The sequence below is a fragment of the Ramlibacter sp. AN1133 genome, from assembly GCF_037890035.1.
Taxonomy (GTDB): domain Bacteria; phylum Pseudomonadota; class Gammaproteobacteria; order Burkholderiales; family Burkholderiaceae_C; genus Ramlibacter.
Map to the genome: position 1 here is coordinate 1 of NZ_JBBKTQ010000014.1, position 20,996 is coordinate 20,996.

19 protein-coding genes and 1 tRNA gene are annotated in these 20,996 nt (G+C 68.2%); 12 read left to right on the plus strand and 8 right to left on the minus strand.

All coding sequences use genetic code 11. The features are described 5' to 3' along the window. Positions 1-89: 89 nt before the first annotated feature. Entirely contained in the window at positions 90-512 is a 423-nt protein-coding gene (locus WG923_RS18785; RefSeq protein ID WP_340352519.1) for a rubrerythrin family protein, read from the minus strand. A gap of 241 nt (positions 513-753) precedes the next feature. On the opposite strand from WG923_RS18785, the gene WG923_RS18790 reads away from it, so the two are divergent. From WG923_RS18790 to WG923_RS18805, 4 genes are all read left to right on the plus strand, one after another. Next, positions 754-1,371, plus strand: coding sequence for a VOC family protein (locus WG923_RS18790; RefSeq protein ID WP_340352520.1), 618 nt, complete (start codon positions 754-756; stop codon positions 1,369-1,371). A gap of 87 nt (positions 1,372-1,458) precedes the next feature. Continuing rightward, a complete protein-coding gene (locus WG923_RS18795; protein WP_340352521.1) occupies positions 1,459-3,180 on the plus strand; it encodes an FAD-dependent oxidoreductase in 1,722 nt (573 codons plus the stop codon). Next, a complete protein-coding gene (locus tag WG923_RS18800) occupies positions 3,177-3,365 on the plus strand; it encodes a DUF2783 domain-containing protein (RefSeq protein ID WP_340352522.1) in 189 nt (62 codons plus the stop codon). Before WG923_RS18795 ends, WG923_RS18800 begins: the two co-directional genes overlap by 4 nt. A 29-nt stretch (positions 3,366-3,394) precedes the next feature. Beyond that, positions 3,395-6,235, plus strand: coding sequence for a valine--tRNA ligase (locus tag WG923_RS18805; RefSeq protein WP_340352523.1), 2,841 nt, complete (start codon positions 3,395-3,397; stop codon positions 6,233-6,235). Between the two features lie 72 nt (positions 6,236-6,307). Here the strand turns inward: WG923_RS18805 and WG923_RS18810 are convergent, their stop codons facing one another. After that, positions 6,308-7,312, minus strand: coding sequence for an NAD(P)-dependent oxidoreductase (locus WG923_RS18810; protein ID WP_340352524.1), 1,005 nt, complete (start codon positions 7,310-7,312; stop codon positions 6,308-6,310). Positions 7,313-7,407: 95 nt separating this feature from the next. Here WG923_RS18810 and galU point away from each other — a divergent pair, with 95 nt between their 5' ends. Beyond that, positions 7,408-8,301: a UTP--glucose-1-phosphate uridylyltransferase GalU gene (gene galU, locus WG923_RS18815; protein WP_340352525.1), complete on the plus strand. Its 894-nt coding sequence runs from the start codon at positions 7,408-7,410 to the stop codon at positions 8,299-8,301. Here galU and WG923_RS18820 read toward each other — a convergent pair. The 4 genes from WG923_RS18820 to cysM are packed head-to-tail and all read right to left on the minus strand — an operon-like array spanning position 8,271 to position 10,873. Then, entirely contained in the window at positions 8,271-9,179 is a 909-nt protein-coding gene (locus WG923_RS18820; protein WP_340352526.1) for a D-hexose-6-phosphate mutarotase, read from the minus strand. The genes galU and WG923_RS18820 overlap by 31 nt on opposite strands. Before the next feature lie 9 nt (positions 9,180-9,188). Continuing rightward, positions 9,189-9,416 (minus strand): sulfurtransferase TusA family protein, encoded by a 228-nt coding sequence (locus WG923_RS18825; protein WP_340352527.1) that lies wholly within the window; start codon positions 9,414-9,416, stop codon positions 9,189-9,191. Between the two features lie 9 nt (positions 9,417-9,425). Continuing rightward, positions 9,426-9,956 (minus strand): NUDIX hydrolase, encoded by a 531-nt coding sequence (locus tag WG923_RS18830; protein ID WP_340352528.1) that lies wholly within the window; start codon positions 9,954-9,956, stop codon positions 9,426-9,428. A 14-nt stretch (positions 9,957-9,970) separates the two neighbouring features. Next, positions 9,971-10,873 carry a cysteine synthase CysM gene (cysM, locus tag WG923_RS18835; RefSeq protein WP_340352529.1) on the minus strand — a complete coding sequence of 301 codons (903 nt, stop codon included), beginning with the start codon at positions 10,871-10,873 and terminating at the stop codon, positions 9,971-9,973. 40 nt (positions 10,874-10,913) lie between these two features. On the opposite strand from cysM, the gene WG923_RS18840 reads away from it, so the two are divergent. Beyond that, positions 10,914-11,000, plus strand: a tRNA-Leu gene (locus WG923_RS18840). A 77-nt stretch (positions 11,001-11,077) separates the two neighbouring features. Here the strand turns inward: WG923_RS18840 and WG923_RS18845 are convergent. Beyond that, a complete protein-coding gene (locus WG923_RS18845; RefSeq protein ID WP_340352530.1) occupies positions 11,078-11,683 on the minus strand; it encodes a hypothetical protein in 606 nt (201 codons plus the stop codon). Between the two features lie 224 nt (positions 11,684-11,907). Here WG923_RS18845 and WG923_RS18850 point away from each other — a divergent pair, with 224 nt between their 5' ends. The 5 genes from WG923_RS18850 to WG923_RS18870 all read left to right on the plus strand — a co-directional run bounded on the left by WG923_RS18850 (position 11,908) and on the right by WG923_RS18870 (position 19,379). Beyond that, positions 11,908-14,091, plus strand: a complete 2,184-nt coding sequence (locus WG923_RS18850; protein ID WP_340352531.1) for a YjbH domain-containing protein — start codon at positions 11,908-11,910, stop codon at positions 14,089-14,091. A gap of 110 nt (positions 14,092-14,201) precedes the next feature. Further along, complete coding sequence (locus WG923_RS18855) at positions 14,202-15,362, plus strand: polysaccharide biosynthesis/export family protein (protein ID WP_445322947.1); 1,161 nt, start codon at positions 14,202-14,204, stop codon at positions 15,360-15,362. Beyond that, the gene (locus WG923_RS18860; protein WP_340352533.1) at positions 15,359-15,790 is read left to right on the plus strand and encodes a low molecular weight protein-tyrosine-phosphatase; all 432 of its coding nucleotides are present in this window, start codon (positions 15,359-15,361) and stop codon (positions 15,788-15,790) included. Before WG923_RS18855 ends, WG923_RS18860 begins: the two co-directional genes overlap by 4 nt. A gap of 10 nt (positions 15,791-15,800) precedes the next feature. Beyond that, entirely contained in the window at positions 15,801-18,053 is a 2,253-nt protein-coding gene (locus WG923_RS18865) for a polysaccharide biosynthesis tyrosine autokinase (protein WP_340352534.1), read from the plus strand. A gap of 207 nt (positions 18,054-18,260) precedes the next feature. Beyond that, entirely contained in the window at positions 18,261-19,379 is a 1,119-nt protein-coding gene (locus WG923_RS18870; protein ID WP_340352535.1) for an MraY family glycosyltransferase, read from the plus strand. 101 nt (positions 19,380-19,480) lie between these two features. Here the strand turns inward: WG923_RS18870 and WG923_RS18875 are convergent, their stop codons facing one another. Then, positions 19,481-19,807 carry an H-NS histone family protein gene (locus WG923_RS18875; protein ID WP_340352536.1) on the minus strand — a complete coding sequence of 109 codons (327 nt, stop codon included), beginning with the start codon at positions 19,805-19,807 and terminating at the stop codon, positions 19,481-19,483. Between the two features lie 136 nt (positions 19,808-19,943). Here WG923_RS18875 and WG923_RS18880 point away from each other — a divergent pair, with 136 nt between their 5' ends. Further along, positions 19,944-20,969 carry a S1C family serine protease gene (locus WG923_RS18880; RefSeq protein ID WP_340352537.1) on the plus strand — a complete coding sequence of 342 codons (1,026 nt, stop codon included), beginning with the start codon at positions 19,944-19,946 and terminating at the stop codon, positions 20,967-20,969. Positions 20,970-20,996 lie beyond the last annotated feature (27 nt).

Below are 20,996 nucleotides of genomic sequence, written 5' to 3' on the forward strand. Positions count from 1 at the left end.
TTGTGTGGGGGGGGGGGGGGGGGGGGGGGCGCCCCGGGGGCGCCCCCCCACCCCAGCCCTCCCCCGGAGGGGGAGGGGGAAGACAAGGGTCAGTCGGCCAGTTCGTTGAGGGCCTTGGTGTAGCGGTTGGCGTGCGAGCGCTCCGCCTTGGCCAGGGTCTCGAACCAGTCGGCGATCTCGTCGAAGCCTTCCTCGCGCGCGGTCTTGGCCATGCCCGGGTACATGTCGGTGTACTCGTGGGTCTCGCCGGCCACCGCGGCCTTCAGGTTGTTGCGCGTGCTGCCGATCGGCAGGCCGGTGGCCGGGTCGCCCACCTGCTCCAGCCACTCGAGGTGGCCGTGGGCATGGCCCGTCTCACCCTCGGCCGTGGAGCGGAACAGCGCCGCGACGTCGTTCTGGCCTTCCACGTCCGCCTTGTTCGCGAAATACAGGTAACGGCGGTTGGCCTGGGATTCGCCTGCGAAAGCGGCCTTCAGGTTCTCTTCCGTCTTGGATCCCTTCAGAGCTGCCATGGAAATCTCCTTCGTGGTGGGTGAACAGGATGCCTGCCTCGGCGCGGCCGAAGACGCAACAAGCGTAGTGAGGCCGGAGCGCCGCGTCTAATAGCCGCAGTCAATGCGGCTCATCGCTTTTCTCTATCAGAGAACTGTAATTGATAAGGTTTTACATTCCACAGGCCGATCGCGCAAGGGCCCATTCCAACAGCGAGGGTAAAGTGAATGCGCAACGCATTCCCGAACAAAGGAGACACCCATGGCCGCCGTTCTCCAGGACCGCAGCGCCCTGCCCGCGCCCGCGCCGATCCAGCAACTGCACCACTACGCCTACCGCGCCCGCGATGCCGAGGAGACGCGCCACTTCTACGAGGACATCCTCGGCCTGCCGCTGTACCACATCATCCAGAGCGACCACGTCCCGAGCACCGGCGAGTACTGCCCGTACACGCATTTCTTCTTCCGCCTGCAGGACGGCTCGTTCATCGCCTTCTTCGACCTCGGCGACGACCAGGCCTGCGAGCCCTCGCCCAACACGCCCAGGTGGGTCAACCACATCTCCTTCCGCGTCGATTCGATCCAGGCGCTGCAGGACATGAAGGCGCGCCTGGAAGCGCACGGGGTCGAGGTGCTGGGCGTCACCGACCACCACATCTTCCACAGCATCTACTTCTTCGACCCGAACGGCATCCGGCTGGAGCTGACGGCGCAGCTCGCCGACGAATTCCAGATGCTGCAGGAGAGCATGACGGCGCACGCGCGGCTGCGCGAGTGGACCGCGCGCAAGGAACAGTGGCGCCGCGACCGCGCCGCCGGCAAGTCGGCGGCGCCGCTCAAGCCCCAGCAGAACGACCGGCCGGAATTCGTGAAGAAGTAAGGATCACCCTTTAAGCTCGCGGCGCAGCCTGCAGCCCGGGACCCGACCCCGGAATCCGGCGCGGACTGCACGCGAGGAGGATCAACGATGGCGGAGCGCTACGCCGAGGCGGCGTATTCCAACGGCTACGAATTCACCCAGGGCAGCGGCTACGAGCTGCCGGAGTACCCCTTCCGGGAGCCGCCGGAAATCGCTTCCGGGCAACCCAGCCACCACGAGATCGTGATCGTGGGCGGCGGCATCACCGGCCTGACCCTGGCCTGCGCGCTCGCGCAGTACGGCATCAGCGCCGTGCTGCTGGACGAGGACAACACGGTGGGCGTCAAGGGCGCGTCCTCGCGCGGCATCTGCTACACGCAGAAGTCGCTGGAGATCTTCCAGCGCCTGGGCATCTACGAGCGCATCGCGGCCAAGGGCATCCAGTGGAGCGTGGGCCGCACCTTCGCCGGCGCGGACGAGGTCTACTCCTTCGACCTGAAGCAGCAGGGCTCTTTCAACCTGTCGACGCAGCCGGCCTTCGTCAACATCCAGCAGTTCTACATCGAGGGCTACCTCGTCGAGCGCATCTACGCGCTGGGCGGCGTGGAGCTGCGCTGGAAGAACCGCGTCACGGCGTTCGAGCAGAACAACGAGTGCGCCACCCTCACGGTGAGCACGCCGGCGGGCGACTACCAGCTGCGCGCCGACCACGTGATCGATGCCACCGGCTGCCACAGCCCCTTCCGCCAGTGGGTCGGCGCCTCCGTCACGGCGAAGAAGGGCGACGACCGCTGGTGCATCGCGGACGTGCGCTTCAGCAAGCACCCGCCGGTGGAGCGCCACACCTGGATCGAGGCCCCGTTCAACGAGAACCGCGCGGTGTGGCAGCACCTGATGGGCGACAACGTGTGGCGCATCGACTACCAGATGGCGCCCGATTCCGATCCCGCCGAAGTCAGCCGCGAGGAGCTGGTGCGCGAGCGCCTCACGCGCCAGTTCGGGCCCGATTGCGAGGTCGAGATCGTGTGGGTGGGGCCGTATGCCTACCGCAGCGAGTGCGTGGACCGCATGCGGCACGGCCGGGTGTTCTTCATGGGCGACGCGGCCAAGGTGGTGAGCCCCTTCGGCGCGCGGGGCGGCAACACCGGCATCGCCGATGCGGACAACCTCGCATGGAAGCTGGCCGCGGTGATGAAGGGCCGCGCGGCGCCCGCGCTCCTGGACAGCTACCACGAGGAGCGGCACGACGCCGCCCAGCAGAACGTCAAGGTCACCAACCGCACGGCGCGCTTCCTGCGCCCGTCGACGCGCATGGAAAAGCTGTTCCGCGATGCGACGCTGAGCCTGGCGCGGCAGCACATGTTCGCGCGCCAGCTGGTGAACACCGGGCGCATGGCCATCGCCAATCCCTACACGCGCTCCAGCGCCTGCGAGCCGACCGGCGGCCTGTCGGTGCAGAACGTGTCCTTCGAATGGCCGGACGGCTCGCCCGGCACCGTGAACGACCTGCTGCGCTGGGCCGACGGCCGCCTCGTGGTGCTGGTGTTCGGCAACGCGAGCGCCGTCGCGCTGCAGCGCCTGGCCGGCCTCACGGCGACCGCTCCCGTGCGCGCGGTGCAGGTGCTGGACTCCGAGGACCGTCCGGGTGCCACGGAGTTCATCCGCGATCCCAAGGGCCACCTGCAGGGCGCCTGCCACGTGTTCGGCCACGCCTGGGCCCTGCTGCGGCCGGACAGCTACATCGCGGCGACCGGCGAAAGCGTCGACGCGACGCTGGTGCATGCCGTGGGCAAGGCGCTCGGTACGGCGCTGGAGGAGGAAACCGCATGAAGACGCAGCTCAATTTCCAGGATGCCGACGCCTTCTACGAACAGTTGCTGGATGCGCACCAGGACCTGGACACCGATGCCTCGGCGATGCTCAACGCGCGGCTGATCCTGATCCTGGCGAACCAGGTGGGGGATGCGAAGGTGCTCAAGGAGTGCGTGGAGGCGGCGAAGGCCCTGCCGTCCTGACGCCGGGACGCCCCCCGTAAAATCCCCGGGTGAGCACTGAACAACCCGGCCTGAACAGCCTTTCCAAGTCCTTCGAGCCCGCCGCCATCGAGGCCCGCTGGGGCCCCGCGTGGGAGCAGCGCGGCTACGCCCGCGCGGGCTACCGCGGCACCGGCGCGCCGCAGGAAGGCGCGCCCTCCTTCGCGATCCAGCTGCCGCCCCCGAACGTGACCGGCACCCTGCACATGGGGCACGCGTTCAACCAGACGATCATGGACAGCCTGGCGCGCTACCACCGGATGCGCGGCTTCAACACGCTGTGGGTGCCCGGCACGGACCACGCGGGCATCGCCACGCAGATCGTGGTGGAGCGCCAGCTGCAGGAGCAGGGGCAAAGCCGCCACGACCTGGGCCGACCCGCCTTCGTGCAGAAGGTCTGGGAGTGGAAGGAGAAGTCCGGCAACACCATCACCACGCAGATGCGCCGCATGGGCGACAGCGTGGACTGGTCGCACGAGTACTTCACGATGGACGAGAAGCTCTCGCGCGTCGTGACGGACACCTTCGTGCAGCTGTACGAGCAGGGCCTGATCTACCGCGGCAAGCGCCTGGTCAACTGGGACCCGGAGCTCAAGACCGCCGTGTCGGACCTGGAAGTGGAGAGCGAGGAGGAGGAGGGCTTCCTCTGGTACATCCGCTATCCCCTGGCGGACGGCTCGGGCCACCTCACCGTCGCCACGACGCGGCCGGAGACGATGCTGGGCGACGTGGCGGTGATGGTCCACCCCGAGGACGAGCGTTACCAGCACCTGGTCGGCAAGTCGGTCAAGCTGCCGCTGTGCGGCCGCGACATCCCCGTGATCGCCGACGACTACGTCGACCGCGCCTTCGGCACCGGCGTGGTGAAGGTCACGCCCGCGCACGACCCCAACGACTACGTCGTGGGCCAGCGCCACAAGCTGCCGCTGATCGGCGTGCTGACGCTGGACGCGAAGATCAACGACAACGCGCCCGCCGCTTACCGCGGCATGGACCGCTTCGCCGCCCGCAAGCAGGTGGTGGCGGACCTCGAGGCGCAGGGCCTGCTCGCCGAGACGAAGAAGCACAAGCTGATGGTCCCGCGCTGCGCCCGCACGGGGCAGATCGTCGAGCCGATGCTCACCGACCAATGGTGGGTGGCCACCACGAAGGTGAGCGACCGGGACCCCACGGGCAAGTCGATCGCGCAGAAGGCGATCGATGCCGTGCAAGGCGGCGCCGTGCGCTTCGTGCCCGAGAACTGGGTCAACACCTACAACCAGTGGATGAACAACATCCAGGACTGGTGCATCTCGCGCCAGCTCTGGTGGGGCCACCAGGTCCCGGCCTGGTACGACGAGCAGGGCAACGTCTACGTCGCGCGCAACGAGGCGCAGGCGCAGGCCCAGGCGCCGGGGCGCACGCTCACGCGCGACCCCGACGTGCTGGACACCTGGTATTCCTCCGCGCTGGTGCCCTTCTCCACGCTCGGCTGGCCGGCGAAGACGCAGGACCTGGCGCTGTACCTGCCCTCCAGCGTGCTGGTCACGGGCTACGACATCATCTTCTTCTGGGTCGCCCGGATGATCATGATGACGACCCACTTCACCGGGCAGGTGCCGTTCCGCGACGTCTACATCCACGGGCTGGTGCGCGACTCGCACGGCCACAAGATGAGCAAGTCGGAAGGCAACGTGCTCGACCCGGTGGACCTGATCGACGGCATCGCGCTGGGCCCGCTGCTGGAAAAACGCACCACGGGCCTGCGCAAGCCCGAGACGGCACCCCTCGTGCGCAGGAACACCGAGAAGGAGTTCCCCGAAGGCATCCCCGCCTACGGCGCGGACGCGCTGCGCTTCACCTTCGCGGCGCTCGCGACGCTGGGGCGCTCGATCAACTTCGACGCCCGGCGCTGCGAGGGCTACCGCAACTTCTGCAACAAGCTCTGGAACGCCACGCGCTTCGTGCTGATGAACTGCGAGGGCCACGACCTCGCGGAACAGGACGCGACGCTCACCGCGGCCGACCGCTGGATCATCTCGCTGCTGCAGCAGGCGGAGCAGGACGTCGCCAAGGGCTTCGCCGAATACCGCCTCGACAACGTCGCCACCGCGATCTACCAGTTCGTGTGGGACGAGTACTGCGACTGGTACCTGGAAATCGCCAAGGTGCAGATCCAGTCCGGCGAGAACGCGCAGGACCCGCAGGCGGGCCGCGCGCAGCAGCGCGGCACGCGCCGCACGCTGATCCGCGTGCTGGAGGCGATCCTGCGCCTGGCGCAACCGGTGATCCCCTTCATCACCGAGGAGCTGTGGCAGAAGGTCGCTCCGGTGGCGGGCAAGCCGGGGCAGTCGGTGAGCATTGCGCCTTACCCGGAATCGAATCCGGCCAACGTGAACCCCGAGGCCGAGGCCTGGATGGCGCGTCTGAAGGCGGTGGTCGATGCCTGCCGCAACCTGCGCGGCGAGATGAACGTCTCGCCCGGCACGCGGTTGCCGGCCTACGTGGTGGGGGATGCGGCCTTCATCCGGGAGGCGGCGCCCGTGCTGCAGGCCCTGGCCAAGCTGAGCGAAGTGCGCGTGTTCGACGACGAAGCCGCCTGGGCGGCCGCCGCGGGCGTGGCGCCGGTGGCGGTGGCGGGCGATGCGCGCCTGTGCCTGTACATGGAGATCGACGTCGCCGCCGAGAAGGCGCGCCTGGCCAAGGAAGTGGGCCGCCTGCAGGGCGAACTCGCCAAGGCCAACGGCAAGCTCGCCAACCAGGCCTTCGTGGCCAAGGCGCCCCCGGCCGTGATCGAGCAGGAACGCAAGCGCATCGCCGATTTCACGGCCACCCTGCAGAAGCTGCAGGCGCAGCTGCAGCGCCTGGGCTGACCGCGGCCCGGCGCGCCTGTGCGGTCTTGCTCCCTCACCCCCTGGGAGAGGGTTGGGGTGAGGGCACGCCCCCTACTCGATCGGGCCCGGCCCGGTGAGCGGCGCCGGCTGCGAATCGAGCGGCGCCGGGCCGCTCAGGATGGTGTCGTAGCCGGTGCTGCGAGGCGTCGTGAGCGTCTCGTGCAGGCGCTGCGCGACGTACCAGCTGGCGCGCTGCCGCGACTCCTGCGTGAGCGACCCGATCCGCGGCGTGAGATAGAGGTTGGGCAGGTCCGCCAGCGGCGTGCCGCGCCCGGCGAAGCCGCTCTCCGCGCCATCGAGCATGGCCGCATCGATCCGCCCGTCCTTCAGGGCCTGCGCGAAGGCATGGGGCTCGAAGATGCGCGAGCGCGTGGTCGCCACCCAGAGCTGCCCGGGCTTGCAGTGCGCCAGCACCTTGTCGTTGAGGAAGCCCTGGAAGCGCGACGCATACAGCACCTGCACCGAAACGGCGTCGGCCCGCGCCAGCACGTCCTGCAGGCCCATGGGCTCGATGTGCAGCCGCTTCCAGACGGAGGCGGTGTGGTGCACGGCGGGGTCGTAGCCGACCAGCCGCGCGCCCAGTGCGTTGAGCATGAGGGCGAGCGCGTGCGCCGACGGCGCCAGGCCGATGATGCCGATCACGCTGCCGTGCAGTTCGCGGCCCACCAGGGGCGGTGCGTCGCGTTCGCCCTTGAACGCCGCCCCGATGCCGCGTCGCATCAGCAGCAGCAGGCTGGCCAGCAGGTATTCGGCGTTGGAGCGCACGTGCGCATGGGTACCCTGCACCACGCGCACGCGGTGGTCGCGGCAGGCCTCGAGGTCCGTGTTCTCGGTGCCGACGTGCAGGCGCGCGATGGCGCGCAGCACGGGTGCAAAATCGAGCAGTTCGCGGGTGACGACGACCTTGCGCGGCAGCACCAGCGCCTGCACGTTGTAGACCTGCCGGCGCAGCTCGCCCGGATCCTCCGCCAGCTCGGGGCGCAAGGCAACGCGGTGCCGCGCCTGCAGCCAAGCCTGCGCTTCGGGAGCCAGTCGCTCGAGAAGAAGGATTTCCACGGCAGGACCTCGTTGCACCGCCCACACGCTTTCTTCCGCACAATCGGGCGTTCAAGTGCGTCGATACACTCTATCCACAACTCAACAGCGGGTCGATGAAAAACTTCACAAATGTTAACAAGGCAGTCTTTCCGGTGGCCGGCCTCGGAACGCGGTTCCTGCCCGCGACCAAGGCGCAGCCCAAGGAAATGCTGCCGATCGTCGACAAGCCGCTGATCCAGTACGCCGTGGAGGAGGCCTACGAGGCCGGCATCCGCCACATGATCTTCGTCACCGGCCGCAACAAGCGCGCCATCGAGGACCATTTCGATACGGCCTACGAGCTGGAGACCGAGCTGGAGGCCGGCGGCAAGGAGGAACTCCTCGCCGTGGTGCGCGCCCTCACGCCGGCCGACATGGATTGCTCCTACGTGCGGCAGCCCCGCTCGCTCGGGCTGGGCCACGCCGTCCTGTGCGCCCGCCACATCGTCGGCGACGAGCCGTTCGCGGTGCTGCTGGCGGACGACCTGATGTGCGGCCCCCAGGACGGCCCCGGCGTGCTCGCGCAGATGGTGGAAGTGTTCGCCCAGGTGCGCAGCTGCGTGCTGGCCGTGCAGGAGGTGCCGCTCGCGCACGTGCAGCGCTACGGCATCGTGGCCGGCGAGCCCGCGGGCGAGCGCCTCGTCAAGGTGCAGCAGATGGTGGAAAAGCCGTCTCCCGACAAGGCGCCGTCGCGGCTGGGCGTGGCGGGCCGCTACGTGCTCACCTCGGCCGTGTTCGACGCCATCCGCAACCAGCCGCGCGGCAGCGGCGGCGAGATCCAGCTCACCGACGGCATCGCGCAGCTGATCGCGCCCGAGGGCGTGTACGCCTACCGCTACCAGGGCAAGCGCTACGACTGCGGCAGCAAGGAAGGCTTCCTGCAAGCGAGCGTCGAATTCGCGCTGCGGCACGCGGAGGTCGGAGAGGGATTCCGCGACTACCTGCGCGGCCTGGATCTCTCGGCCTGAACGCCCGCGACCGGCGTCGCCTGCGCCGCGTCGAACGCCGGGTGCCCCGGCACTTCCAGCCGCTGCAGGCCGTGCCAGGTCTTGCCCGGCGCCAGGTGCACGGGCGCCCCGATCACGGCAGCCTCGATGCACAGCATGCGCTCCCAGTCCGGCGGCGGCATGTCGCCCAGCTGCGCGGCCTTGGCCGGCCCGGGATTCCACACGACGGTGTCCGTGAAGCCCTGCTGGATCACGCGACTATGTTCAATGCCGTTCTCCAGCCGCAGCACCGGCGGGGCCTGGAGGTAGACGCGATCGACCTCTCCTGCCACCGTCAAGGCGCTCGACGCTTCGCGCCGAACCTGGCGAGCGGCGAGGTTGTCCTCGTAATCGCAGCCCTGCAGGCCGTGCAGGCGCGCCGCGCGAACGTCCACTGCCAGGTAGGTGTGCAGCGCCGCGGTGAAGTCATAGGCGTCGCGGCCCGTGTTCGCGGCCTGCAGCTGCAGCTCCAGCCAGCCGGGGCCCAGGCGCGCGACCAGCACGAGGCAGAAGGCATGCTCCCACGCCGCGCCGCTGCCGGCGGAATCGACCTGGAAGCGCGCCTGCGCGACCTCCGCGCCGGAAACGGGTGGCGTGACGAGCTCCCAGCGCGCGGTACGCACGAACCCGTGCTTCGGCAGCGGCCCGCGGTCCGAGAACTGCGGAAAGCACACCGGCGTGCCGCCGCGCGCGGACTTGCCCGCTGCGGGTGGCGAGAGCGGGCTCAGGTAGAGCTGCTCGCCGGCCTCGCGGGGCAGCCAGGACAGCAGCTGCGCGCCGTGCAGGCTGAAGACCGCCGCGTCGCCGGCGGCATTGCGCAGCGGAACCTCCGTTCGGTCGCGCGTGGCCGGCGGCGGCATGGAGCCCGCTCAGCGCCGCCGCAGCACGTGGATGTACTCGTCGCCCACCGTCTGCTGGTCGACCAGCTCGTTGCCGGTCTGCTTGGAGAACGCCTGGAAGTCGCGCAGCGACCCGCCGTCGGTGGAGACCACGCGCAGCAGCTGCCCGCTCTGCATCTCGGTGAGCGCCTTCTTCGCCTTCAGGATGGGCAGCGGGCAATTCAGCCCGCGGGTGTCGATTTCCTTGTCGATCTGCATCTCTTCTCCTCAGGACGCTCGCGCGGGCGGCTCCATGTACTGCGGCTGCAGGCCGCGGGAGCGCAGCCAGTCGGCCAGCGCGTGGCCGGTGCCCGCGGGCCAGCAGCGCACCTGGTCGAACGCGAACAGGCGGTAGTCCACGAGCTCGGGCGACAGCTTCACCTCGCCCTCGCATTCGGCATGGTAGGCGATGATCACCTGGTTCATGCGCTGGAAGTCGTAGACGCCGATCAGGTCCAGCGAGCGGGCGTGCAGGTTCGTCTCCTCCGCGATCTCGCGCGCGATGCCTTCGCTCGGCGTCTCGCCGGCTTCCATGAAGCCGGTGATCAGCGCGTACATCTTGTTCGTCCATGCCGCGTTGCGCGCCAGCAGGATGCGGCCCTGGTATTCGACCACCGCGGCGAGCACGGGCGTCGGGTTGTTCCAGTGGGTCCAGCTGCAGCCGGGGCAGCGCAGGCGCTGCTTTTCTCCGCCGTCCTCCAGCTGCGCCAGCAAGGCGAGCGGGGTCGCGCATTGCGGGCAGAAGCGGTACTCGCTCATCGTCGCGCGCGCATTCAGGCGGGGAACACGCCGGTGGACAGGTAGCGGTCGCCGCGGTCGCACACGACGAAGACGATCGTGGCGTTCTCGACCTGCTGCGAGATCTGCAGCGCGACCCAGCAGGCGCCGGCGGCGGAGATGCCGCCGAAGATGCCTTCCTCGCGCGCGAGCCGGCGCGCCATTTCCTCGGCCTCGTCCTGGCTCACCGAAACCGTTTCGTCGACGGCGCTCGGATCGTAGATCCTGGGCAGGTATTCCTCGGGCCACTTGCGGATGCCGGGAATGCGCGAACCTTCGCTCGGCTGCGCGCCGATGATCCGCACCGCGGAGTTCCTTTCCTTCAGGAAGCGCGACACGCCGGTGATCGTGCCGGTGGTGCCCATCGCCGAGACGAAATGCGTGATGCGCCCCTGCGTCTGCTCCCACAGCTCGGGGCCGGTGGTCTCGTAGTGGATGCGCGGATTGTCGGCATTGGCGAACTGGTCGAGCACCCGGCCGCGGCCTTCGCGCTGCATGTTCTCGGCGAGGTCGCGCGCGTACTCCATGCCGCCGCTCTTGGGCGTGAGCACGAGTTCGGCGCCGAAGGCCTTCATGGTCTGGGCGCGCTCCACGGAGAGGTCCTCGGGCATGATCAGCACCATGCGGTAGCCGCGGATCGCGGCGGCCATGGCGAGCGCGATGCCCGTGTTGCCGGACGTCGCCTCGATCAGCGTGTCGCCGGGCTTGATCTCGCCGCGCTCCTCGGCGCGCTTGATCATGGAGAGGGCGGGCCGGTCCTTCACCGAGCCCGCGGGGTTGTTGCCTTCGAGCTTGCCGAGGATCACGTTGCCGCGCTGCGCGCCCACCTCCGCGCCGATGCGCTGCAACTGCACCAGTGGCGTGCGACCGATCGCGTCCTCGATCGTGGGGTAGTTCATGACCTCACTGTGCCATAATTTCCCGCGCCACTTTCTCACTGCCGGAGTGGCGAAATCGGTAGACGCAGCAGACTCAAAATCTGCCGGTGGAAACACCGTGCCGGTTCGATTCCGGCCTCCGGCACCAGTCGCGTCGCGTGACGCGCGCTGAACGAAAAAAGGCCCGTGCAGTGCACGGGCCTTTTTCGTTGCGGGGTGTGGCGATCAGGAACCGGTGAGTTCCGCGACGGGGACCGAGCCCACCGGGATCTGGTTGATGAACACCGTGCCCTGCGCGTTGATGGACACCTGCAGCGTGACGTTGGCCGAGGTGACGAGGCGCAGGATCAGCCGCACGATGCGCGGGCGCGCCTGCGCATCCGCGGGTATTCCCAGCGTGTTGATGAACAGCCTGCAGGGGTTGATGGTGATGTCGCGCCCTTCCGCGAGGGGACTGCCCGTCGGGAAGGTGGAGTTGGTCACCGTGAAGATGCAGGAGCCGAAATTGACATTGCCGGTTGCCGTCTGACCGCCCGACGTCACGCTGAATCCCGAAATGTTGGAGCCGGTGGAGAGCGAGGACGAGCCGCCGCTGGCGGCAGTGAACGTGACCGTCGTCGACCCGGACGTGCCGAAGTCGGGGACGCCCGTCGGGAAGTTGAAGCCGGACCCCCGGACGGCCGCGGTCGTGGCGGGCCCCGAGTCCTGGTTGATGTCGACCGTGGTGTCGCTGGTGGCTTGCAGGACCTCTCCGCCACCGCCCCCACCGCACCCCGTGAGTGCGAATGCAAAAGAAAGAACGGCCGCCAACAGGAACTGTTTCTTGATCATTGTCGATCCTCGCTGTAGGGAGAAAAACGTGCGGCCCCAAAGGGCAGGTCCGCGCCTGCGCGAAGAGTACTGCAAAACTTGCGGCGTGGGAAAGATCGCATGAAGGTGAATTTGCAGTCGCTCCTCGACAAGAACGACAAATCACTGCGCGTCGAGACGCATGCGAGGTCGCCACATGGATGAAACGCGAGTTCCAGCCGGGCGGTTAAGATGGCGCGCCCCCTATGAAGCATCTCCTGCCCCATGCACTTGCGGCTGCTGCCGCGTTGCTTTCTTCCACAGCGTGCGCGGTGGAAACCAACCTCGCCACCGGAGGATTCACCGGCCTCGCAGTGACGCCGAACGCGCGCCTGCTCGGATGGGGCCAGTTCGGATTCACCTACGATCGCCAGCTGCCCGGGGCGGTCGACCCTTCCGGACATAACTACGTCGCTGGTTTCGGGCTCCTGCCCAATCTCGAAGTCACCGGCCGGCTCGCGGCGAACACGCTGCACACCAATTGCTTTCTCGATCCTTGTGGGATACGAGACCTTTCGGCTTCCGCCAAGTTGGGGATCGGGCTCGGGCCGGACAACCGCTTCCATCTGGCGGCAGGGGTGTCGGACTTCGGCGGCGCCGCGACCAACTTCCGCTCCTATTACGGAGTCCTCACGTACACGCGCGACGCGTATGAATTCAGCGGCGGCTTCGCCCGCCGGGGCAACCGTGCCGCGGGCACGCACAGGTCACCGCTCGACGGCGTGTTCGGCAGCGCGGCGTGGCAGCCCGTCTCCTGGGTGCGGGGACACGTCGAATACACCGACGGCAACGCCTGGGCAGGAGTGCGGCTGTTTGCGCCTTCATCGTGGTTGCCCGGGGGCTGGTCTGCACACGTCGGCGCCAACATGCGACTGACGAGCACGAACATCACAGACCGCTCGTGGTTCTCCGCCGGCATCACGATTCCCCTTTACAAGGTGCCCGCGGTCCGGACGGCGGCACCTGTCGCGCAAGGCGCCTCGCCGGACCTGGCCCCTGCGGCCCCGGACGCGATGCGCGCAACCGCGCCGCAAGCCGCTGCGCCTGCACCCGCACCCGCACCCGCACCCGCACCCGCGATCGTTTCAGCGGGCCCGGTCACCGACGCCGAACTCGACGCCCTCGCGCGCGAGCTGCAGTCGCGCGGGTTGGAGGACATCTGGGTCGGCCGCATGCCGGATGGCTCGGTCGCCGCGCGCGCGAACAACGCGACCTACAACTGGAACACCGTCGACGCACTGGGCGCCGCGCTCGGGGCGACGGCGCGCACGCTGGGGCAGCGTCGCGCGCTCTATCGCCTGGTGCTCACTCAGCGGCAGATTCCGATCGTCGCTGTCACCGGCCAGGCGGACTGCCTGCGCCAATGGATCGAGCAGCCGGCCAGCAGCTGCGCGGGAGGCGAACTGTCGACGCCGGGCACCTTGTCGCTCGACGCCGTGCAGGAGGGTGCGACCTGGATCGTCCGCGGGCTGCAACCGAGCTGGAAGACGACGCGGGTGCAGCTCTCGCCCGTGCTGCGGACGAACCTGGGCACAGAGGTCGGTGCCTTGGACTACTCGGCGGGAGTGAACGTCGGCTTTTCGCAGCCGCTCTGGGCAGGTGCCACCGCGGACTGGCGGGTGCAGGGCGAGGTCGCGCACTCCGACGACTACGGCCCGGGCGGCATCCTCGAACGCCGCCGCGTGCTGTCGGGGACGGAGCGGCTGGCCATCACCCAGACCGTCCGGCTGAACATGACGCCCCTGCTGGGCCCTGCGGATGAAGCCGTGGTGCGCAACCGGGGATTGGCGGCGGTCAGCGCGCAAGGGACGGTCGGCCGCATCGGCCACCACTTCGACGGCTTGTACGGTTCCCTGCGGTGGGAGCCGGGCGAAGGCCGCCATCGCGTCACGGCACAGGGCGGCGTCCTCCACAACAGCAAGTTCGGCCTCGTTCCGGGCGAGCCGCGCAACGCCACCCCGCTACTACTTTCCTATCGGTATGACGTGACCGCGACCCGCACGTACCTCGAAGCCACCGGCGGCCGCTTCATGAACAACGATGGCGGGTTGCAGATCGGGATGCGGCAATGGTTCGGCGACGTTTCGGTGCAGGTCTTCCTGCGCCGCACGCGGTTCTCGGACCGCGGCGCGCGCACGGCGGCCGGGCTGGAATTCTCGGTGCCGATCGGGCCGCGCCGGGACATGCAGCCTTCCATATTCCAGGTGACGGGCACGCCACGCTTTTCGCACACCGTCCAGACCGTGGTCGGTTCCGGGAGCAATCCCGTCGTGTTCGGGCAGGGGGCACTGCCACCCGCACCCTCGCTCGACGCGGTTTACAACTCCGATCGCGCAAGTCTGCTTTACTTCGAGGACAACCTCGGTCGGCTCCGGGATGCTGCAAGATGAAGGACGAACTGCGCAGCTTTCCACATTTCTGTAACCACGAACGCTTAACTCCCGGCAGCGGGAGCGATCCTGTCAGTTACAGTTTCAGGTTCCCTACGACAAGAAAGAATATGGGCATCGTGCGGCTTCGTTCGGTTTTGTGCTGGTTTTCTTCCGTCGCGGTGCTGGCGCTGCATGGCTGCGCGGTGGTGACCGCCCCCGGGTTCGACTTCGCGGATCCCAAGCTGCGTTCGAGCATCACCCTGGGCCAGACGACGCCCGCCGACCCCAACGCCCCGCCGCAGGGCGTGATCACCCCGATCACGCCCGCCTTGATCCAGGCACAGCGTGCCAGCGTGCGTCGCGACATCCCGCAGGAGGTGCAGCGCCTCTTCGCGCAGCCCGCGCCGTACACGATCGGCCCGAGCGACATCATCAGCATCGTCGTCTACGACCACCCCGAACTCCAGCCCCAGGGCAGTGCCGTGATCACGCAAGGGGGCGACCCCACCGGGATCAGCGGCGCGCCGGGCTTCATCGTCGACGACCAGGGGTTCATCTACTACCCTTATGCGCGACGCGTGAAGGTGGGCGGGCTCACGGAGGCGCAGGCCGCCGAACTGATCGAGTCCCGCATCCGCACCGTCATCAAGGATCCGCAGGTCACCGTGCGCATCGCCGCCTTCCGCAGCCGCCGTGCCTACGTCGAGGGCGAGGTCCGCAACCCGGGTACGCAGATCTTCACCGACGTGCCGATGACGCTCAGCGAGGCGATCAACCGCGCCGGCGGCATCACCCCCACCGGGGACCGCTCCTTCGTCACCTTGACGCGCAACGATGTCACGACCACCATCGACCTGATGCGCCTGCAGGATCTCGGCGTGAACCCGAGCCGCATCCTGCTGCAGCCGGGCGACCTGGTCACGGTGCGCAGCCGCGAGGACAACAAGGTGTTCGTGATGGGAGAGATCACGCGGCCGGCCTCCTTGCCGATGCGCAATGGCCGCATGACCCTCAACGAGGCCATCGCCGAGGTGGGGGGGCCCAACCTGGGCACTGCCAACACGGGACAGATCTACGTGATTCGCAACGTCGGCCAGGAAGCACCAGCGCTGTTCCACCTGAACGCCAGCAGTCCCAGCGCCCTCGCGCTGGCGGACAATTTCTTCCTGCTGCCGCGCGACGTGGTCTACGTCGACTCGGTGCCGCTGGTGCAATGGAACCGCATCATCAGCCTGATCCTCCCCAGCGCGCAGGCGGTCAGCACCGGTCGCTCCCTCGTGAATCCATGAAGAACGTCCTGGTCGTTTGCGTCGGCAACGTGTGCCGCAGCCCGATGGCACAGGGCGTGCTGGCCGCGCAACTTCCAGGCTGGAAAATCGACTCCGCAGGGCTGGATGCGCTCATAGGGGCTCCGGCCGACGAGATCGCCGTGCGCCTGTTGCGCCAGCGCGGCATCGAAATCGGCGATCATCGCGCGGTCCAGATCACGCGCAGGATGTGCATGGCGGCCGACGTGGTGCTCGTGATGAGCCGCGAACAGCGCCGCCAGCTCGAATCCATCTACCCGGAAACCTGCGGCCGCGTCTTCCGCCTGGCGGAACACGCCGATCGCGACATCCCCGACCCGTACCGGCAGCCGGAGACGGCTTTCCGCCACGCCCTGAAGCTCATCGACGAAGGCGTGACCTCCTGGGTGCAACGCATCCAAAGACTCTGATTGCTAGACCATGAACGCTCCCCATCCCCTGCAGACGACGCTGATGCCCGCGAACGTCCCGCCGCACGACGACGAGAGCGGAATCAACCTGGTGGAATACTGGGACATCATCATCGACAACCGCTGGCTGGTCGCGGCGGTGGCAGCGATCGCGGTGGCGCTGGGCGGCACGTATGCCTTCCTGGCGCGCCCGATCTATGAGGCCAACCTGCTGGTGCAGGTGGAGGACAACGCCGGCAACGCCAAGGGCCTGATCGGCGAAGCCGCGGGGCTGGTGGACGTGAAGACCGCGACATCGGCGGAGATGGAGATCCTGCGCTCGCGCCTCGTCATCGGCCAGGCCGTGGACAGTGCGCGCCTGTATATCAGCGCGCAGCCGCGCTACCTGCCGGTCGTGGGCGCCGCCATGGCGCGCAATGCCAAGGGCCTCTCCACGCCGGGCTTCTTCGGCTTCCCGGGGTACGTCACCGGCCGCGAATCGATCGCCGTGCCGGCGTTCAGCGTGCCGCAGGAGCTCGAAGGCAGCGTGTTCCGCGTCACCGCGCAGGGCAATGGCGAATACACGCTGACGCACCCGCGTCTTGCCGCCCCCCTGCGCGGGCGCGTCGGTGCGCCCATGCGCGCGGACACCCCCCTGGGCGGCATCGAGCTCACCGTGAGCGCGATGCAGGCCAATCCTGGTGCAGACTTCAACCTCGTGCGGCGCTCGCGCCTGTCGGCCATCGAGGACCTGCAGCGCACCCTGAAGCTGAGCGAAAAGGGCAGACAGTCGGGCATCGTCGACACGACGCTGCGCAGCTCCGACCCCGACCAGCTCGTCTTCGTCCTCAACGAGATCGGCAAGCAGTACGTGCGGCAGAACGTCGAGCGCAAGGCCGCCGAGGCCGAAAAGACCCTGGCCTTCCTCGACGTGCAGTTGCCCCAGTTCAAGAGACAGCTGGTGCAGGCGGAGGATTCGTACACCAAGTACCGCAACCAGCAAGGATCCGTCTCCCTCGACGACGAGGCGAAGATGATGCTGTCGCGCACGGTGGAACTGCAGGGCAAGATGTTCGAGGCGGAACAGAAGCGGCGCGAGTTGACCACCCGCTTCACTCCGGAACACCCGGCCATCAAGATGCTGGACTCGCAGATCCGCGCCTGGAGCGACGAGCTGGGACGCGTCAATTCGTCCATCCGCAAGATGCCGACGGTGCAGCTCGATGCCTTGCGCCTCGAACGTGACGTGAAGGTGACCAACGAACTCTACCAGCAGCTGAGGAACAGCGCCTTGCAGCTGCAACTGGTGCGGGAAGGCAAGATCGGCAACGTGCGCGTGATCGACCAGGCGACGAAGCCGGAGTATCCGGTGGGGCCGAACCGCTCCGCGATCGTCGGCGTCGCGACCATCATCGGCCTGATCGGCGGCGCGATGCTCGCGCTCGCCCGCAATGCCTTCTTCCGCGGCATCCGCAGCGCCCAGGAGATCGAGGCCGAAGCGAACCTGAACGTGTACGCCACCATTCCGCTGAGCCCGACACAGTCCGAACTGGGGCGCAAGACGGCGGACAAGCAGTCGGGGGTTCACGTGCTCGCGGCCACGCTGCCGGACGACCCGGCCGTGGAAAGCCTTCGCAGCCTGCGCACCGCGCTGCAGTTCGCGATGCTGGACGCGAGTTCCAACCGGATCCTGATCACGGGCGCCACGCCCAGCGTCGGCAAGAGCTTCGTGTCGTGCAACTTCGCCGCGGTGCTGGCGAGCGCCGGCAAGCGCGTGCTGCTGGTCGACGCCGACCTGCGCAAGGGCCACCTGAACCAGTACTTCAACGTGCCGCGCCAGCGCGGCCTGTCCGAACTGGTCATCGGCACCCTGCAGGTGAACGACGTCGTCCGCCGCAACGTGCTGCCCAACCTCGACCTGATCACGACGGGCGTGCTACCGCCGAACCCGGCGGAGCTGATGATGAGCGGTGCGCTGGCGGCGCACCTTCAGCACTTCTCCAGCCATTACGATTACGTGATCGTGGATACACCTCCGGTGCTCGTTGCCGCGGACACTCCCGCGATCGCGGCCCAGGCGGGAACCCTCCTGCTCGTGGCGCGCGCCGGAGAAACGCAGATGGGCGAAATCCACGAATGTGCGAAGCGCCTGGCGCACGCCGGCAAGGCGGTCACCGGGGTGCTCCTGAATGCGCTGGACCTGAGCCGCCGGCATTACGGCAGCTATGCCTACCGGTACGGCGGCTACCGGTACCGCCAGTACACCTACGCCTCCGGCAAGTAGGACGTCCATTGTGTTGCGACAGGCGGCGCCAGCTCCCGAAACGAACTTGTTGCCTGTCAAGGTCGCGCGGCCGTTGCACGTACACCATATGGGCGACTTGCCACCGGCGGTTGTCTGAAATAAAGTGCGACCCTCTGTCACATTTTGTTGTAACTGTGGCGGGGATGTGGGCGCTCGAGCCCTGACAACGATGAAGAGGATTTCGTGGTGCTCTCCCTGAGTTCGCCCGTGGCCATCACGGTAACGTTGCTAGTGTCGTTCTTGATCGCCCAGGCCCTGGTCCTCAGCGCGCACAAGCACGGCCACCTGACGATGGACCTGCCCGGCGCGGTCCAGAAGTTCCATCTCGATCCCACGCCGCGCGTGGGCGGCATCGCCATCTACGTCGCGATCACCGCGACTTGGCTGCTGCTGCCCGGCGTCGCCGAGGGCAAGCTGCTGGCGGGCGTCCTGCTCGCTGGCATGCCGGCGCTGCTGATCGGGCTGCTGGAAGATGTCACCAAGCGCGTCAGCGTGCGCACCCGCCTGCTCGTGACCATGGCCAGCGGCGGCCTCGCCGCGGCGTGGACGGGCGTCGGGATCACCCGCGTCGATGTCCCCTGGCTCGACTCCGTGCTGGCGTACTGGCCCGTCGCCGTGCTCTTCACCGCCTTCTGCGTGGGCGGCATCGCCAACGCGATCAACATCATCGACGGCTTCCACGGCCTGGCGAGCGGGACGATGATCATCTCCCTGCTCTCGCTCGCGGCCATCGCCTTTTCGGTGGGGGACGTGCCCCTGGCGACCGTGGCCGTGGTGGTTGCCGTCGCCGTGGCGGGCTTCTGGCTGGTGAACTTCCCCTGGGGCCGCCTGTTCCTGGGCGACGGCGGCGCCTACTTCTCCGGCTTCACGCTCGCCTGGCTGTCGGTGGAACTGTTCGCGCGCAACGCGCAGGTGTCGCCCTGGGCGAGCGTGCTGCTCTGCGCCTATCCGACGGTGGAAGTCGTCTACAGCATCATCCGCCGCCGCCAGCAGCGCCGTTCCCCCGGCGAGGCGGACCGCAACCACCTCCACAGCCTGGTGGCCACGCACATCGTGCAGCCCCGGCTGCTCCACCTGCACCCGAACCTGCGCAATGCCGCCGTCTCGGTGCTGATGTGGGTGTGCGCGGTGGTGCCGGTGATTCCCGCGATCTTCTTCCCCGGCCGGCCGGACGTGCTGGTGCCCTGCCTGGCGGGCTGCTTCCTCGCCTATCACCTGTTCTACCGGCGCGTCGCGTCGATCGCCACGCGGCAGGAGCAGGAGCTGGCACCCGAGCAGGATGCCGCCGCGGACGCCCCGACCTGAAATTTCCCGCACGGGATATTCCGGGGCGCGCGGCGCCCCGGTTTCGTTTTAGGGCGCGCCGCGCCCCGCCTGTCTTCAGCGGCCGTTCCTGACGGTGGGCTTCAGCGTCCGTTCTTGACGGCGAATTCCTCCAGGCTGCGCCCGTCCTTGAGCGCCTGCACCACCCATTGGGGCTTGCGCCCGCGCCCGCCGGACCAGGCTTCGCCATTCGGGCCGCGGTATTTCGCCGCTGCCTTGGCGGGTTTGGCCCGCGACATGCCGGGGCCACCGGAATTCTTCGCCAGGCCGAGATCGGCGGCCGTCAATCCGTAAAGCTCGATTTTCCTTTTGATATCGGCGATCGCCTCCCCGATTTCCTGCTCGCGCATGCGTTCGGCTTCCGCCAGCAGTTTTTCGGCCTGTTCCTTCAGTTCCAGATAAGTCGCCACGACGATTTCCCTTTTTAATTCGGTGCGGCGAATTATGCAAAACAAGGAGGCATTGCCGCAAAGGCAGGCGACCGGGGGCGGGTTGCACGCCTTGCGCTTTTGACGCATCCTGAGGGGCCTACTTCGGGGGATCGCGATGACCCGCTCCCGCCTCCTGCGCGCCGTGCTGCGCTGCCTCTTCCTGCTCTCCTTCTGGGCTCCCTTGGCGCAGGCCGCCGCCCCCGCGGCGAGCCAGCAGGACGCGATCGACGCGCTCACGCGGGCGGTGGATGCGGTGGTCGGCGTGCAGGTCACGGCGACCGAGGGGGCGCGCTCCGCGGAGACGCTGGGCCGCCGCCGCAGCGGCTCCGGCGTGGTGATCGGGCCGGAGGGCCTCATCCTCACCATCGGCTACCTCATTCTCGAAGCGGACAGCATCCAGGTCACCACGCAGGACCACCGGGTGCTGCCCGCGCGCGCGGTGGCCTACGACGTGGCGACCGGCTTCGGGCTGGTGCGGCCGCTGCTGCCGCTGCCCGTGAAGCCCGCTCCCCTGGGCAGCGCCAGCGGCACGGAGGCGAGCTCGATGCTGATGGCGGCAGTCGGCGGCGACGACGGCGGTATCGCCGTCACGCAACTGGTCAGCACCCGGCCGTTCTCGGGCTACTGGGAATACCACATCGAGACCGCCCTCTTCACCAGCCCGCCGGTGGGCAACCACAGCGGCGCCGGCCTCTTCAACCAGCGCGGCGAGCTGCTCGGGATCGGCAGCCTGTTCGTGGGCGACGCGCTCGGCGACAGCCACCGCATGCCCGGCAACATGTTCGTGCCGGTGGACCTGCTCAAGCCGATCCTCGCGGAACTGCAGGCCACCGGCAGCACCCGCAGCAGCCACCGGCCCTGGCTCGGGATCAATTCCAGCGAACAGGGCGGACGCGTGCAGATCGTCCGCGTGAACCAGGACAGCCCCGCCTTCGCCGCGGGCCTGGCGGCCGGCGACATCGTGCTCGCCATCGACGGCGAGCAGGTCAGCACGCTGGAAGGCTTCTACAAGAAACTGTGGTCGCGCCCGGATGCCGAGGGCGAGGTCACGTTGACGGTGCTGCAGGGAACGCAGATCCGGCAGGTCCCCGTCAAGACGATCGACCGCATGAAGACCATGCAGCGGCCGGCCGGCATCTGACCGAGTATCTGCCAGCGCTGTCCGACA

Excerpts from the sequence above, each read along its gene's own strand:
- WG923_RS18790 (WP_340352520.1), top strand. The coding sequence starts at position 754 with ATGGCCGCCGTTCTCCAGGACCGCAGCGCCCTGCCCGCGCCCGCGCCG.
- WG923_RS18845 (WP_340352530.1), bottom strand. The coding sequence starts at position 11,683 with ATGATCAAGAAACAGTTCCTGTTGGCGGCCGTTCTTTCTTTTGCATTC.
- WG923_RS18785 (WP_340352519.1), bottom strand. The coding sequence starts at position 512 with ATGGCAGCTCTGAAGGGATCCAAGACGGAAGAGAACCTGAAGGCCGCT.
- WG923_RS18880 (WP_340352537.1), top strand. The coding sequence starts at position 19,944 with ATGACCCGCTCCCGCCTCCTGCGCGCCGTGCTGCGCTGCCTCTTCCTG.
- WG923_RS18830 (WP_340352528.1), bottom strand. The coding sequence starts at position 9,956 with ATGAGCGAGTACCGCTTCTGCCCGCAATGCGCGACCCCGCTCGCCTTG.
- galU (WP_340352525.1), top strand. The coding sequence starts at position 7,408 with ATGAAAAACTTCACAAATGTTAACAAGGCAGTCTTTCCGGTGGCCGGC.
- WG923_RS18820 (WP_340352526.1), bottom strand. The coding sequence starts at position 9,179 with ATGCCGCCGCCGGCCACGCGCGACCGAACGGAGGTTCCGCTGCGCAAT.
- WG923_RS18860 (WP_340352533.1), top strand. The coding sequence starts at position 15,359 with ATGAAGAACGTCCTGGTCGTTTGCGTCGGCAACGTGTGCCGCAGCCCG.
- WG923_RS18825 (WP_340352527.1), bottom strand. The coding sequence starts at position 9,416 with ATGCAGATCGACAAGGAAATCGACACCCGCGGGCTGAATTGCCCGCTG.
- WG923_RS18850 (WP_340352531.1), top strand. The coding sequence starts at position 11,908 with ATGAAGCATCTCCTGCCCCATGCACTTGCGGCTGCTGCCGCGTTGCTT.
- cysM (WP_340352529.1), bottom strand. The coding sequence starts at position 10,873 with ATGAACTACCCCACGATCGAGGACGCGATCGGTCGCACGCCACTGGTG.
- WG923_RS18855 (WP_445322947.1), top strand. The coding sequence starts at position 14,202 with ATGGGCATCGTGCGGCTTCGTTCGGTTTTGTGCTGGTTTTCTTCCGTC.
- WG923_RS18795 (WP_340352521.1), top strand. The coding sequence starts at position 1,459 with ATGGCGGAGCGCTACGCCGAGGCGGCGTATTCCAACGGCTACGAATTC.
- WG923_RS18865 (WP_340352534.1), top strand. The coding sequence starts at position 15,801 with ATGAACGCTCCCCATCCCCTGCAGACGACGCTGATGCCCGCGAACGTC.
- WG923_RS18800 (WP_340352522.1), top strand. The coding sequence starts at position 3,177 with ATGAAGACGCAGCTCAATTTCCAGGATGCCGACGCCTTCTACGAACAG.